This window comes from Megasphaera massiliensis, from assembly GCF_000455225.1.
Classification (GTDB): domain Bacteria; phylum Bacillota; class Negativicutes; order Veillonellales; family Megasphaeraceae; genus Megasphaera; species Megasphaera massiliensis.
Map to the genome: position 1 here is coordinate 973543 of NZ_HF954537.1, position 12870 is coordinate 986412.

General features: G+C 51.5%; 13 protein-coding genes. 3 read left to right on the plus strand and 10 right to left on the minus strand.

Annotated features, from left to right (window positions below; genetic code table 11):
* Window positions 1–77: 77 nt before the first annotated feature.
* From ftsL to TX77_RS07920, 6 genes are all read right to left on the minus strand, one after another.
* Complete coding sequence (gene ftsL / locus TX77_RS07895; RefSeq protein WP_044504226.1) at window positions 78–473, minus strand: cell division protein FtsL; 396 nt, start codon at window positions 471–473, stop codon at window positions 78–80.
* Between the two features lie 13 nt (window positions 474–486).
* Window positions 487–1419, minus strand: coding sequence for a 16S rRNA (cytosine(1402)-N(4))-methyltransferase RsmH (gene rsmH / locus TX77_RS07900; RefSeq protein WP_044504227.1), 933 nt, complete (start codon window positions 1417–1419; stop codon window positions 487–489).
* Window positions 1420–1427: 8 nt separating this feature from the next.
* Window positions 1428–1868, minus strand: a complete 441-nt coding sequence (mraZ, locus tag TX77_RS07905; RefSeq protein WP_044504228.1) for a division/cell wall cluster transcriptional repressor MraZ — start codon at window positions 1866–1868, stop codon at window positions 1428–1430.
* A 146-nt stretch (window positions 1869–2014) separates the two neighbouring features.
* The gene (gene gluQRS, locus TX77_RS07910) at window positions 2015–2941 is read right to left on the minus strand and encodes a tRNA glutamyl-Q(34) synthetase GluQRS (protein WP_044504230.1); all 927 of its coding nucleotides are present in this window, start codon (window positions 2939–2941) and stop codon (window positions 2015–2017) included.
* Between the two features lie 11 nt (window positions 2942–2952).
* Window positions 2953–5874 (minus strand): insulinase family protein, encoded by a 2922-nt coding sequence (locus tag TX77_RS07915; protein WP_044504232.1) that lies wholly within the window; start codon window positions 5872–5874, stop codon window positions 2953–2955.
* A 102-nt stretch (window positions 5875–5976) separates the two neighbouring features.
* Window positions 5977–6624: an HAD hydrolase-like protein gene (locus TX77_RS07920; protein WP_044504233.1), complete on the minus strand. Its 648-nt coding sequence runs from the start codon at window positions 6622–6624 to the stop codon at window positions 5977–5979.
* A gap of 335 nt (window positions 6625–6959) precedes the next feature.
* Here TX77_RS07920 and TX77_RS07925 point away from each other — a divergent pair, with 335 nt between their 5' ends.
* Together TX77_RS07925 and TX77_RS07930 are read left to right on the plus strand one after the other, a co-directional pair.
* Complete coding sequence (locus TX77_RS07925) at window positions 6960–8438, plus strand: aldehyde dehydrogenase family protein (protein WP_044504234.1); 1479 nt, start codon at window positions 6960–6962, stop codon at window positions 8436–8438.
* A gap of 87 nt (window positions 8439–8525) precedes the next feature.
* Window positions 8526–9161 carry a 3'-5' exonuclease gene (locus tag TX77_RS07930; RefSeq protein ID WP_044504235.1) on the plus strand — a complete coding sequence of 212 codons (636 nt, stop codon included), beginning with the start codon at window positions 8526–8528 and terminating at the stop codon, window positions 9159–9161.
* Window positions 9162–9182: 21 nt separating this feature from the next.
* On the opposite strand, the gene TX77_RS07935 is transcribed toward TX77_RS07930, so the two are convergent.
* From TX77_RS07935 to deoD, 4 genes are read right to left on the minus strand one after another with little or no spacing between them, the layout of a single operon-like run.
* The gene (locus TX77_RS07935; RefSeq protein ID WP_044504238.1) at window positions 9183–9815 is read right to left on the minus strand and encodes a radical SAM protein; all 633 of its coding nucleotides are present in this window, start codon (window positions 9813–9815) and stop codon (window positions 9183–9185) included.
* A complete protein-coding gene (gene queD, locus TX77_RS07940; protein ID WP_044504240.1) occupies window positions 9805–10134 on the minus strand; it encodes a 6-carboxytetrahydropterin synthase QueD in 330 nt (109 codons plus the stop codon). Before queD ends, TX77_RS07935 begins: the two co-directional genes overlap by 11 nt.
* 32 nt (window positions 10135–10166) lie before the next feature.
* Entirely contained in the window at window positions 10167–10991 is an 825-nt protein-coding gene (locus tag TX77_RS07945; protein ID WP_044504242.1) for an amidohydrolase family protein, read from the minus strand.
* 11 nt (window positions 10992–11002) lie between these two features.
* Entirely contained in the window at window positions 11003–11710 is a 708-nt protein-coding gene (gene deoD, locus TX77_RS07950; protein ID WP_044504243.1) for a purine-nucleoside phosphorylase, read from the minus strand.
* Window positions 11711–12062: 352 nt separating this feature from the next.
* Here deoD and TX77_RS07955 point away from each other — a divergent pair, with 352 nt between their 5' ends.
* Complete coding sequence (locus tag TX77_RS07955) at window positions 12063–12851, plus strand: DUF4931 domain-containing protein (protein WP_044504244.1); 789 nt, start codon at window positions 12063–12065, stop codon at window positions 12849–12851.
* The last annotated feature ends 19 nt before the right edge of the window (window positions 12852–12870 follow it).

Genomic DNA, 12870 nt, shown 5'->3' on the forward strand with positions numbered 1-12870 from the left:
TCTACATTGTACAGCTTTATCGGATAAATAACAATGAGGTCGTCGCACAAAAGTGCGTCGACCTCTCATTTAAGCAATTATCGACGGTTCCCCTTTGCGGCCTGATCGCTTTGATTCCCATAGAGAATACGTGACGGTGCCACCATTCCCAGCTGTTTCGTCGCCGTCGTATAAATTCGTTCCGGCGTTTCCAATTTGGAAATTTGGACCCGTAACTGCTCATTTTCACGTTGTAACTGCTGTGCTTGAAGTTTTAATTCCATGAGTTCGCCACTCTGCTGATACGTCCAAGACGTAATAAGATTAGAAGCGATGGCAATCGCTGCGATCATTCCAATGGGAACCAGAACATATACGGCACCCTGCTGGACAGCCTGTACCGCAGCTGACCTCCACAGGGGAACGCTTCTTTCTTCATGTAAATTTCCGACTTTCCTTGCCAGCATACGCAACACATCCATTTCAATAATCATTAGCTTGGCTCCTTCATTTACGGATACCGACGCGAAGTTTTGCACTGCGGGCCCTCGGATTCAAATCCAGTTCCTCCGGCGACGGTAAAATGGGTTGTCGCTTTACTTTTAGGATGGCTTGATGATGGCAGGTGCAAACCGGCATATCGGGCGGACAGATACAATCGGTCGCCAAAAGACGCAGCGTCTGTTTTGCAATACGATCCTCCAGTGAATGGAAGGTAATGACACACAAACGTCCTCCGCGCTTTAAACGCTGAGCGGCATGTTCCAAGGAATCCTTTAAGATTCCCAATTCGTCATTGACTTCGATTCGGATAGCCTGAAACGTTCGCTTCGCCGGGTGCGGCCCGTCCTTACGAGCGCCGGCCGGGATGGCCTTTTTAATAACGTGAACCAGTTCTTCCGTCCGTTCTAAAGGTTTTTCCTGACGTTCTTTCACGATGAATTCGGCAATGCGCTTAGCCCACCGTTCTTCCCCATAATCTTTGATGATACGGTACAAGTCGGCTTCGCTGTAACCGTTTACGACGTCGTAAGCGCTGCGCCCTTGACTGCGGTCCATGCGCATGTCGAGGGGCCCGTCCTGCATATAAGAAAATCCCCGGTCCGGTGTATCCAGTTGATAGCTCGATACGCCGAGATCAAACATGATGCCGTCGACGGCATCGATGTGAAGTTCGTCGAGGACTTCCGATATATACCTGAAATTGCGCTGCACGAGAATATGTCGGCACGGCGTATCAGAGAGGCGTTCCGTTGCCGCTGCAATGGCGTCCCGGTCCTGGTCGAGACCGATAATCGTCGCCTCCCCCGTCAGCTGGTCGGCTAAGGCCCTGGAATGGCCGCCGCCGCCGAGGGTACAGTCGACGTAAACGCCGCTGGTATCAGTTATTAAATTGGCTATGGTTTCCTTACGAAGAACACTGACGTGGTGAAAATCCATAATTCCTCCTAAAAGTCCAGGTTCAGGAAATCGTCGAGGCTTTCGGCGATTTCTTCCATGGCCGGAACAGTCTTGGCAACATAGGCTTCATATGCGTCTTTACTCCAAATTTCGACCTTGTCTCCTGTCCCCAGAACGGTCACATCCTTAACCAGTTTCGCATAGGCCCGCAAAGTAGCCGGAATAAGGATACGACCTTGCTTATCGAATTCGACTTCAGCAGCACTGCCAAAGACGAATCGCTGGAAGGCACGGACGTTTTCCTTCGATGCCTTCAGTTGTTTTAAACTTCCGGCAAACCGCATCCATGCTTCCATCGTGTAAACGGAAAGGCAGCCTTCCAAACCTCGGGTAACGATGAAGGTTGGACCGAGTTCATCCCGAAATTTGACAGGCAAAATGACGCGACCTTTAGCGTCGATTGTATGTTCGTATTCTCCCATAAACATTAGGCGCGTCACTCCTTTCACTCTCCTCCACATTCTACCACATTTACACACTCTGTGACAATAATGTTGACAAAGAATGGGAAAAAAAAATAAGCCGTCGCACTGGCGACAGCCTACTTTTTTAATATATCGTTTAGTAAACCGATTTACTTCATCGTTCCGGTAATAACAATCGGATCTGTATGCATTTTTTTAAAATCACAAAGGGCCACTAATTCAGCCCGGCTGTAGCGGCGCCGTTCCGGAACCAAGCCGCCGGCATAGGCCAGGTGGGACAAAATCGTCTCGGCATCGACACCGTCGTCCCGCAGGGCGCGGACGGTAATGCCTTTTTGTCGTTTCGACAGGCGATTCCCATCGCCGTCGATGAGCATCGGCACGTGGGTATAGTGGGGCGCGTCGTAGCCTAAAATCTTCATGAGCCAAATCTGCTGCGCCGTCGATGACAGCAAGTCTTCACCGCGCAGGACATGGGTTATGGCCATGCTGCCGTCATCGACGGAAACAGCCAACTGGTAGGCATACATGTCATCGGCCCGGCGGACGACGAAGTCACCGCAGCAGTCGGGCAGATAGTCTTCCTGCCGGCCGTAAACGGAGTCGGTAAAGTAAACGGTTTCGTCCGGTACATGGATGCGCCACGACGGTTTCTTGGTCATGCGGCGTTCGGCTTCACTCAGGCCGTAACAATGGCCGTCGTACACGGTATGTTCGCCGGCATGAGGGGCCCCAATGGCCTGAAGCCGCGTCCGGCTGCAGTAGCAGGGATAAAGGAGTCCCTTTTCCCGCAGGACGTCCAAGGCCTCGTCATAACGGTCGTAACGTTCCTGCTGGACGTAAGGACCGTAAGGGCCTCCCACATCGGGGCCTTCGTCCCAGGCAAGGCCCAGCCAGGAAAGGTCTTCCATAAGTGCCTTAGTATACACAGCCTTGGATCGCTGCTCATCAATATCTTCAATCCGAAGGACCAAGGTGCCTCCGGCCTGACGCACTTGGAGCCAGGCCAAAAAGGCCGACCAGACGTTGCCGAGGTGGATATATCCTGTCGGGCTCGGAGCAAATCGCCCTCGCATGGAAGCCCCCCTTAGTCGGGAAGGGAAACGAGGTTCGTAAACAGGTCTTTTTCCTGGCGAATCGTCGCTTCACTGCCCATGACGCACAGGTTATCATCCTTCATGACCGCTTCGATGAGCGGAGAAAGGGCCTTAATATCGGCTGCCGTCGTCGCCAGGAGCTGATCGCGGCGAGCCTGGGCGACTTCGTCCGTCGTCCCCGTAAAGTAACGGGTCATGGCTTTTTCACCGCGAAGGGACGGCGTCAAAGGCACATCGATGCGGCTCAGCGTACCGATGACGTATTTCGTCATTTCCCGGTCCGATACGTCAAAGGTCTTTAAGTAGTCCGCCAAGCCGTCATAGGCTTCGACGCTAGAACGCAGATTCGGGTCCCGGTAAGAGCAAAATACCATGTCGCCGTTGTCATAGAAACGAGTGAAAGCACCGTAGGCCCCTCCCTGAACGCGAACCTTGGTCCATAAATAGCCGTACTGGAGAATCGTATCGAGGACCATCAGCGCCCCGGTATAGTCGTAGCCGTGGCCGCGGAAGTTGCCGCCTTTGGCGACATACTGGACCGTGCCGCTGGTCATGATGCCTTCGTTCTTCGCCGTAAGGCCGAAGTCGCAAAGACCGGTCCGCTTTTCTCCCTGCGGCAGGGCTTCTGTCCAGCGAGCCGCACTGGCCTTAGCACCATTCCAATCGCTGTCACTGGCCGTCATTTCTAAGGTCAGGGCCGAGCGGCTGAAGATTTTTTTCATGAGGGCTGCCAATTTCCCGCCGATTTCATCGGCATCGGTCTTGATGCGTTTGGCAATGTCCGTAATGAATTCATAGTACGAGAATTCTCCGGCATCGCAGAACGCTTCGACAGGTGATACGTAGGACAGGACGCGGTGCATGACGATCGTATGGCCGCGGCGGAAGGTATCCATATCCCAGCCGGCCTTGATTTCATCGACCAGTTCGATCAAGCGTTCCTGGTTGGTAAAGACCGTTTCCAAGGAGATTTCCCGTAAGAGGTCGATCAATTTATCGAAATTGAGGGCCAAGCCCTTGGCTTTGATCCGGAATACGGGCGTATAATCGCTGTTGTCTAAACGATTGGAATAGGCCGACACGCTGTAGCCGATGCCGCCGGTGTAGAGGTCGATGAGGGACGCCAGTTCGCCGTACGTATGGGACTTGGTGTCTATATCACCGAGGATGTCGCTCAAAAGGTAGGCGTAGGAAATTTCTTCCCGCGTCAGGCCGTGAAGGTCGAAGTAGGCATTGACGTAGGTAATGCCGTTCGTGTTGTCCGGTACATGGCACAAGGTCACGTCGCCGAGCTGTTCCTCATGCATGACCACCGTATCGACTTTCTTTTCAAGATCATCACGTGATAAGGTCGGAATCGATTCCAGGGCTTCCGGCGAATCGGGCGTCGCCTGGCGCTGTTTCAACGCTTCCGATTCGGCGACGATGGCATCGATTTCTTCTTTCGTAAGGGACGCTTTATAGGCTGCCAGTTTTTCGGCTAAGGCTTTATCGTGTTTTTCCGTCAGGCCCGGTTCCGGTACCAGCGATACCAATGCGTAGTAGGCATTATCGAGGATGTAACGCTGGATCAAGTCTTCAAAGTAACCAGTGTCAATGCCCTTACGGAGGACGTCGAGAGATTTTTCATAGGACAAGGCTTCTAAAGGATCGAGATCATAGAGCCAGGTATCCATGCAGCGGATGGCATAGATAAGGCCCTTAGGACGGCCGGCAAAATCGGCTTCACGGAGGGTGAATTCCGTCCGGTTCAAGGCCCCGGTCAAAAGCGTCTTGTCGAGACCGCCTTTGACCATGCGGCGCAAAACGTCGGTGACGATAGGCATGATTTTATCCTGCTTATCCGGGTCAGAGCCGTTGACAGAGATGCTCCACAAGGGCTGGAGGATGCCATCCTGGAAGTCCCCGGAAATGTCCTTCCCAAGACCGGCGTCGACGAGAGCCTTCTTAAGAGGCGCAGCCGGCGACTGGAGAAGGACATAAGTCAGGACTTTAAAAGCCAGGGCCACCGTCGGGTCGAGGGCCTGGTCGATGACGTAGGTCAGGCTGTGCAGGGTCTTGTGTTCCGTCTTTTCCCCGGAGGCAATGCCATAGGGATAGGACTTTACGGCGCTGCCCGGGAAGGCCTGACGGCCAATGGTCGAATCGACGTCCTGGAGGCGGAATTTGCTCAAGTATTCCCCATCGATGAAGGCCAGGGTCTGGTCGATGTCCATATCGCCGTAGAGGAAGATATAGCTGTTGGCCGGATGGTAATACGTGCCGTGGAATTTGACGAAGTCTTCCTGGGTCAGGTTAGGGATGTCGTCAGGATCGCCGCCCGATTCAACGCCATAGGTCGTATCGGGGAAGAGGTTTTCCATGACGTGCCGTTCGAGCTGAGAGTCCGGAGACGAAAAGACGCCTTTCATTTCATTATAGACGACGCCGCGATAAATGAGGTCGCTGTCGGCCGAATCGAGGTGGTAATGCCAGCCTTCCTGCATCAAGACCTGTTTGTCCTTCAGCATATTCGGGAAGAAGACCGCATCCAAGTAGACGTCCATCAAATTCTTGAAGTCGGCCGCATTGCGGCTGGCAACGGGATACATGGTCTTATCGGGGAAGGTCATGGCGTTGAGGAAGGTGTTGAGCGAGCCTTTGACCAGTTCGACGAAGGGTTCCTTCAAAGGGAATTTCCGGGAGCCGCAAAGAACAGAGTGCTCGCAGATATGGGGCACACCGGTGCTGTCCGACGGCGTCGTACGGAAGGAGATGGAAAAGACCTTATTGTCGTCGTCATTTTCGATGTAAAGCAGGCGGGCACCGGACTGGTCGTGGTGCAGTTCATAAGCCTGGCTGTGGAGTTCCGGAACGTACTGCGAACGCTCAACGGTAAAGCCGTGAATCTTCTGTTTTTCTTGTAACTTCATAAAAAAACGCTCCTTATCATCATATATTTTACATATTATAGCTTACATAAATCAGTATATGTTTATAGGTTGCGGCGTCTTAAAGCAATCACCGCGAATGAGTCAATCGGAAAGCAGCAGGGCGCCGAGATCCTCTACGGTTTCGGCGATGTAGTCCGGGCCGTATTCCTTTCGTTCGGCCGGATTACCGTAGCCATAAACGGCGTAAATGACGGGAAGTCCCAATTCATGGGCGCCGATGATGTCGAATTTACGGTCGCCGACCATGACGGCTTCCCCTTTTTCAAAGGAACCGATGCCCTTCAAAATCCGTTTCATGACGTCAGCCTTCGTATCGGTACCGCCAACAGCAGGCCCGGCAATGGCTTCTAAGTACGGCGCCAGTCCGAATTTTTCACAGATGGCTTCGGCGTGGACCTGGGGCTTCGACGTCGCCACAAAAGAACGAATGCCCTTTTCCCTTAGTTTCTTTAATAAAGGAACGATGCCTTCAAATGCGCGGTTTTCAAACTTGCCAATCGTGCTGTATCGTTCCTGAAAAAAGGAATAGGCCTGACGGGCCTTTTCCGGCTCAAAACCGTAGTAGTCTTCAAAGGTATCTAAGAGCGGCGGACCAACGATGACGTGCGGGTCGAGGCGGCCTTCGGACGAAATGCCCATCTTTTCTAAGGCATAGGCCACGGAATTAAGGATGCCCTCTTTGGAATCGGTCAAGGTTCCATCGAGATCGAATAAGACGTATTTATACATTAGCTATACTCCTGAAATCTATACTTATTGTGTACGCTATCTATTTTAGCGTGCTTTACTAATATTTGCAAACCTGAACCGCCTACAACTAACACCGCATTTTTCCCATTTCACGGTGATGCCTCTTTAAAGCAGCAGAGATGTACGTTTCCACCGTTTCATATCCTGGCCGAAGTCGCCATATTCCTTATTTCTCTTGGTAAATCATTTCGTATTACGTTCTTTTTAGTACAATATTGACCATTTTCGTACACTTATGCTATAATGCATTTAGCAATAACAAAGAACAATTTTTATTTAAATTAAGAAATTATACGAAAAGGGAGTGTTAATTCATGGAAAATGCTATTCGCTCATCTTACGACCTCTATATTAACGGCAAATGGGTTCCCGCCAGCGACGGCGCAACCTTCAAAGCCTTCAATCCTTCTAACGGTGAACAATTATCGGTCTGCGCCGAAGCTACGAAAGAAGACGTCGACGCTGCCGTCCGCGCCGCCGAAGCTGCTTTCCCGGCTTGGAAAAAAGTATCGCCCATCGACCGTCAGAATATCCTCTTGAAAATCGCTGATGTTATCGACCAGAACGCCGATAAATTAGCTCTCATCGAATCCCTCGACAACGGCAAACCGATTCGTGAAACGAGAAACATCGACATTCCTTACAGTGCCGACCACTTCCGTTACTTCGCCGCCGTCCTCCGCGACGAAGAAGGCCGCGTTTCGAGCCTCGATGAAAACATGATGAGTATCGTCATCCATGAACCGATCGGTGTCGTCGGCCAGGTCATCCCTTGGAACTTCCCCTTCCTCATGGGTGCTTGGAAACTGGCTCCGGCCTTAGCTGCGGGCTGCACGATCGTCCTCAAACCGTCGAGCTCGACATCTCTCAGCCTCCTCGAATTGATGCACCTCTTAGAAGGCGTCCTGCCTGCCGGTGTCGTCAACATCATTACCGGCAAGGGCTCCCGCTCCGGCCAGTACCTCCTCGACCATCCGGACATCCAGAAATTGGCTTTCACAGGCTCGACAGAAATCGGCCGCGACGTCTACAAGGCCGCTCAGGAAAAACTGATTCCGGCTACCCTTGAACTGGGCGGCAAATCGGCCAACATCTTCTTTGAAGACTGCAAATGGGACATGGCTATGGAAGGCGCCGAATTCGGTATCCTCTTCAACCAGGGCCAGGTCTGCAGCGCCGGTTCCCGTATCTTCGTACAGCGCAGCATTTACGACAAATTCGTAAATGAACTGGCTGAACGCTTCAACCGCGTCAAAGTCGGTCTGCCTTGGCTGAAAGAAACGCAGATGGGCGCTCAAGTCGACGAACGTCAGCTCGAAAAGATTTTGAGCTACATCGAAATCGGCAAAAAAGAAGGAGCTCGCTTGGTATGCGGCGGTGAAAAGATCACCACTGACGGCCTCGAAAAGGGCAACTTCATCCGTCCGACCATCTTCGCTGACGCCAAGAACGACACGCGCATCGCCCAGGAAGAAATCTTCGGGCCCGTCGTCGTCATCATCCCCTTCGATACGGAAGAAGAAGTCATCGATATGGCTAATGACAGCATCTACGGTCTCGGCGGCGCCGTATGGACCCGCGACATCAACCGTGCTCTGCGCGTAGCCAAAGGCGTACAGACGGGCCGTATGTGGGTCAACACCTACAATGCCCTGCCGGCCGGCGCTCCTTTCGGCGGCTACAAACTCTCCGGTATCGGCCGTGAAACGGATAGATCGACGATGTACCACTACATGCAGACCAAGAACATCCTCATCAACTTCTCGGAAAAACCGAACGGCTATTACGAATAATACTCCGCCCGCTCATTTCCTATCATAAATTGACAAAAACCTCCTTTCTTCATATAATACAGTATTGTGAAGAAAGGAGGTTTTTCCATGAAAAAGATGCTGTCCAAAAAAGAAAAGGCCCGCCGACAAAGCATCCGCCTGTCGCCGGCCATCAAAAAAACGATCCGGACGCTCGACCCGGCCCGCATCCTGACCCTCGACTTAGAGACGACAGGACTTACGGCAGACGCCGAAATCATTCAGCTTTCCATCATGAACGGTTTCGGTCAGGTTCTCTTGAACCGCTATTTCAGACCCATCCATACGGAGCGATGGGACGAAGCGATGGAAGTCAATCACATCACGCCGGAACAAGTAGCCCACGAAGATCCTTTCATCCTCTGGGCCGATGAAGTCAGCCGTCTTTTCATGGACGCAGACCTCATCGTCGGCTACGGTACCTTTAACGATATCGAGCGCCTGTATGAATCGGGCGTCGTCCTGCCCGACCGCGATATCTACCTCGATCTGGCCGAAGCCTTCTCCCTCATCCATTATAAGGAAACGAAGACCATTACCTATACCAAGCTTCGAAACTGTGCCGCCTATTACGGCTATGACAGCCGCCGCAGTTGGCACGATAGCCTGACCGATACGGACGCCACGCTGTTTTGTTTCCACCATATGCTGGAAGATGACCGGGCCATCTTTAAAAAACGCCGTTACCCGCAGCTCTGCGGATAACGGCGTTTTGTCGTTTTGCAATTATACTCCTCGCAATTGAGGATCCCAAATGATCTTGTGGAGCTGAATCTGAAGGTGCCAGTCGGTCAGCTCGTGTTCCTTCATAAAGTCGACGATCTGCGCCGGCTCAATCTCTCCGAAGACGGCACCGACGTAGACGGCACACTTCGGCTGATAGCGTTCATAGACGGCCAGGGCCTGGTTGAGGTCGGCTTCATCGCCGACGACGAACTTCAGGACGTCCTGAGGACGGAGCTTTTCAAAATTCTCTTCCAGCATCCGGCCGGCCATGTCCGACGAGAGGCTCTTATAGTCGACGGTAAACCAGACATGGTCGTATTTGAAGTAAGGCTCGATGTCGACGCTGCCATTCGTTTCGATATTGACGCTGTGCCCTTTTAGGGCCGCCAACAGAGCATGGACGTCCTGACAGAGCGGTTCCCCACCGGTCAGGGTGACGTTGGGGTACGAGACCTGCCTTACAATGTCGTCGACGTCCATTTCCTTCCCTTCCGAAAAGGCATAGGTCGTATCGCAGTAAGAACAACGCAGGTTACAGCCACAGAGGCGGATGAAGGTGGCCAGCTGACCGGCCTTCTTCCCTTCCCCGTCGATGCTGTCGAAAATCTCATTGACGCAGAGACTATACTTCATAGACAGCCACGTTCCCTTCGCTTTCCTGGACCTCGGCCCGGACGCAATGCGGTACAGTGTCACAAATCCACTTGGCAATGTTTTCTGCCGTCGGATTGAAATCAAAGACGTCGTTTAAATTCTGATGATCCATCTTGTGGTGGACCAGTTCTTTAATCTTTTTGAAGTCGACGACCATGCCGTTGTGATCGAGTTCTTCGGCCTGACAGGTCACGTGGATGATCCAGTTGTGGCCATGGAGATTTTCACATTTACTGGCGTAGTCGAGGACTAAATGGTGAGATGCGGAGACTTCCAGCCGCTTGGTTACAGTATACAAACAATTTCCTCCCTTATCGTGCATCAAAAGGCTTATAAGCCCAGCTTGTAGATGCGGTTGGCGTTATTAAAGAATACGTCATCCCAGTAAGCTTCAGGGATGAAACCTTTTACAAATGAAATGTAGTCGTTAACATTGGCCAGGGGCCAGTCCGTCCCGTACATGACCCGGTCATAGGCGCCGAGATACTTGAGCCAGTCCCGGAGCATGGAGATATAACCCCGCTTACTGCGCAGGAAGGCCATCATATCGGGCACCTTGCCCTCGAGGAGTCCCGACAGATCGACGGCGACGTTGTGGTTCTTTTCCAAGACGGCAATGGCATCCTGCAAAAAGGGATTGCCGAAGTGGCACATGACCAACTGGACGTTGGGATGGCGCACGGCCGCTTCGTCGAGGGTCAGGGGATGGCTGTATTTCAACAGGGCATTGGCCGTCGCCGTCAGCCCCGTATGGATGGCGACGGGCTTATCATACTTTTCGGCCAACTCATAAATCGGATCATACCATTCGTCGTAAACGTAGATATGGCTGTAGCCCGGATAGAGCTTGATACCGCAGCACTGACTTTTCTTTAAATTTTCTTCAACATTGGCAGCAATGCTGTCCATGTCATCTTTTCCGGTCAGGCTGTCGATGCCGATGCAGTAGCTCATGTAATCGGGATAGTTATGTTTTTTAGCATCCAAGGTCTTATTGCTCATGACGACGCCGTGGACGACGTTATTTTCGATAAAAGCTTGGTGCAGTGATTCTTCCGTATTGGTATAGCCGGCAGCCAAGGCAACCTGGTCGAAGCCGGGGAAATCGCAAAAATGGAAATGACTGTCAATCACTCGTAATTCTTTTACTTTCATTTATAGGTCCCTCATTCCAAAATCGCCGTTTCTAATGCAATCTGGATCATATCATCAAAAGACGTCTGCCGTTCTTCCGGCGTGCAGGCGTCTCCGGTCAATAAGTGGTCGCTGACGGTGAACAACCCCAGTGCCTTGGCGCCAAACTTGGCCGCTGCCGTATAGAGACCGGCCGTTTCCATTTCGACGGCCATGATGCCGTACTGGGTCAGTTTTTCGTTATCGATTTCTTCATCGTAAAAACGGTCGACAGAGACGACGTTGCCGACCCGGGCCGGGACACCAAGAGCCGCTGCCTGACCATAAGCCTGGCACAAAAGGGTAAAGTCGGCTAAAGGCGCATAGTTAATCGAGCCGCCGAAAATATTGCGAATGATCGACGAATCGGTCGTCGCCCCTTGGGCCATGATGACGTCGCGAAGTTTGATATCACGGCGCATAGCACCGCAGGTACCGACGCGGATCAGCTTTTTCACACCGTAGTCCCGCATCAATTCCGTAGCATAAATGGAAATAGAAGGAATCCCCATGCCTGTCCCTTGGACCGACAGGCGGACGCCCTTATAGGTTCCGGTATAGCCGAGGATATTGCGGATTCGGGTATAGCAGAAGGTGTCCTCTAAAAAATTTTCAGCAATATATTTCGCACGCAACGGATCGCCGGGAAGCAAGATGCGATCGGCGATTTCACCGTCGCGAGCGGCAATATGAAGACTCATGTACAGTTCCCCCTTTACACATCATCTATTGAATTCCTTTCATAACATGCCTGAAAGGGCGGTTATGGAGTGAAAAACATGGAAGTCCATGCTTGATTTTATCAATCTTCAATTCTATATGATACCACATTACTCTAGTTTTAGTCACACCATTTTCGCTATTTTTCATATTTTTTTCAGACAAAGCCTATTTGACAAGACCTAGGGAATTTCATATAATAAAGTAATTAAGGATGCCCCATTTTGACTGCCCTTATTGCGGTGCTTGGCGGGCATCCTTTTGTCGTATTGCAGTTTGAAATTGCCTCTCGCTATGCTACAATGTATAAGAAGCATTAAAAGGAGCGGTCGTATGTACGAAAATCCCTTATCTCACATTTTAGAATATAATTTAGACTTGGGTAAGACGAAGCCCGATACGGTCCATCGCGACGAAAGGTATTGCCCCTTCTGTGACGTCGCTCATTTGAAGAATGTCATGGAAAAGCGGGGCCACATGATCTGGCTTGAAAATGCCTTTCCGGTCCTCAAGGACTCATGGCAGACACTCATCATCGAAACCGATGACTGTGACGGCGAGTTCTCCGACTATACCCCGGAATACGCCCAAAAGCTCATCGAATTCGGCCTTGAAAAGTGGCAGCAAGTCAAGGAAATGGGCAAATTCAAATCGGTCGTCTTTTACCGCAACCACGGCTATATGTCCGGCGGCACGATTCACCATCCCCATTCGCAAATCGTCGGCTTCAAAGACTATGACTATCACGAAGATATCAAACCCTTCCACTTCGTCGGTCCGACCATCTTTGAAGAAGACGGCCTTACGATCACCCTGTCCAAACGGCCCATCATCGGCTTTTACGAAGTAAATCTTATCTTAAAGGACCGGGCAAAACTCGAAAAATTCGTGCGCTGCATGCAGACGACAGCCCACTATTTCATGCACTCCTTCATCCGCTTTAACGACAGTTACAACATCTTTTTCTATGATTTTCCCGATGACGATGCCTTATACGTCAAAATCATCCCGCGCTTTCTTACCAACCCTCTCTTTGTCGGTTACATGATTCCACAAATCGCAAATGGAGGCCATTCGGCGCATTTTATCCAGGAATTGCAGACCAGGCTGCATGACCTATAGAAAGGACGGTCCTCATACA

Excerpts from the sequence above, each read along its gene's own strand:
- ftsL (WP_044504226.1), bottom strand. The coding sequence starts at position 473 with ATGATTATTGAAATGGATGTGTTGCGTATGCTGGCAAGGAAAGTCGGA.
- rsmH (WP_044504227.1), bottom strand. The coding sequence starts at position 1,419 with ATGGATTTTCACCACGTCAGTGTTCTTCGTAAGGAAACCATAGCCAAT.
- mraZ (WP_044504228.1), bottom strand. The coding sequence starts at position 1,868 with ATGTTTATGGGAGAATACGAACATACAATCGACGCTAAAGGTCGCGTC.
- gluQRS (WP_044504230.1), bottom strand. The coding sequence starts at position 2,941 with ATGCGAGGGCGATTTGCTCCGAGCCCGACAGGATATATCCACCTCGGC.
- TX77_RS07915 (WP_044504232.1), bottom strand. The coding sequence starts at position 5,874 with ATGAAGTTACAAGAAAAACAGAAGATTCACGGCTTTACCGTTGAGCGT.
- TX77_RS07920 (WP_044504233.1), bottom strand. The coding sequence starts at position 6,624 with ATGTATAAATACGTCTTATTCGATCTCGATGGAACCTTGACCGATTCC.
- TX77_RS07925 (WP_044504234.1), top strand. The coding sequence starts at position 6,960 with ATGGAAAATGCTATTCGCTCATCTTACGACCTCTATATTAACGGCAAA.
- TX77_RS07930 (WP_044504235.1), top strand. The coding sequence starts at position 8,526 with ATGAAAAAGATGCTGTCCAAAAAAGAAAAGGCCCGCCGACAAAGCATC.
- TX77_RS07935 (WP_044504238.1), bottom strand. The coding sequence starts at position 9,815 with ATGAAGTATAGTCTCTGCGTCAATGAGATTTTCGACAGCATCGACGGG.
- TX77_RS07945 (WP_044504242.1), bottom strand. The coding sequence starts at position 10,991 with ATGAAAGTAAAAGAATTACGAGTGATTGACAGTCATTTCCATTTTTGC.
- deoD (WP_044504243.1), bottom strand. The coding sequence starts at position 11,710 with ATGAGTCTTCATATTGCCGCTCGCGACGGTGAAATCGCCGATCGCATC.
- TX77_RS07955 (WP_044504244.1), top strand. The coding sequence starts at position 12,063 with ATGTACGAAAATCCCTTATCTCACATTTTAGAATATAATTTAGACTTG.